Annotated in this window: 1 protein-coding gene; it reads right to left on the bottom strand. The window is 43.8% G+C overall.

Features of this window, described 5'->3' with window-relative positions:
• Positions 1 to 172: 172 nt before the first annotated feature.
• On the bottom strand, positions 173 to 881 hold a 709-nt coding region (locus tag A9O67_RS13000; protein WP_269451552.1), incomplete at its 5' end, for a DNA translocase FtsK.

Consider the following 881-nt stretch of genomic DNA (forward strand, 5'->3'; position numbering starts at 1 on the left):
TTGAAGGTCTTGGCTTGCGTCCGCCAATACTTGGCCAATATGTATACTCATGGCTAACGCACCCAATAACATCATTTTTTTCATCGATGAGAGACCTTAAAATTATTACCATAAGAGGTGTTACGTCTTTATACACCCCTTAAATTAAACCAGCAATTAGCACACTAAATTATTAATGCCCCATTGACGGAGGAGCAAGAACTTCACGGTTACCATTGTGCCCTTGCTCACTGACAATACCTTGGAGCTCCATTTGCTCAACAATCCTTGCAGCACGGTTATAACCTATCCTGAATTGGCGTTGAACCCCAGAAATGGAAACGCGTTGTTTCTCAACAACAAACTCAACTGCCTGGTCAAACAGTGGGTCAAGCTCTTCACCTCCGCTATCATAACCACCACCTTCGCTATCGTCACTACAGGCCGTGATGCTATCAATATATTGTGGTTTACCGCGAGCTTTCCAATCATTCACAACGGCATGAACCTCTTGGTCACGAACAAAAGCACCGTGTACACGCACAGGAATTGAAGAGTTTGGTGGTAAATACAGCATATCCCCCATGCCTAGTAAAGATTCAGCGCCGCCTTGGTCAAGGATCGTGCGCGAGTCAATTTTACTGGATACCGTAAATGCAATCCGCGTTGGAATATTTGCTTTAATTAGTCCAGTAATAATATCAACCGATGGCCGTTGAGTTGCCAATACCAAATGAATACCCGCGGCACGTGCTTTTTGTGCCAACCGTGCAATTAACTCTTCCACTTTTTTACCAGCTGTCATCATTAAGTCGGCAAATTCATCAACCATGACAACAATGTAAGGTTCTTTGTTCAGCATTGGGTGTTCTACATCCATGCTATCACCGGGTTTCAAATGT

The sequence above is a fragment of the Tepidimonas fonticaldi genome, assembly GCF_001675355.1.
GTDB lineage: Bacteria > Pseudomonadota > Gammaproteobacteria > Burkholderiales > Burkholderiaceae_C > Tepidimonas > Tepidimonas fonticaldi.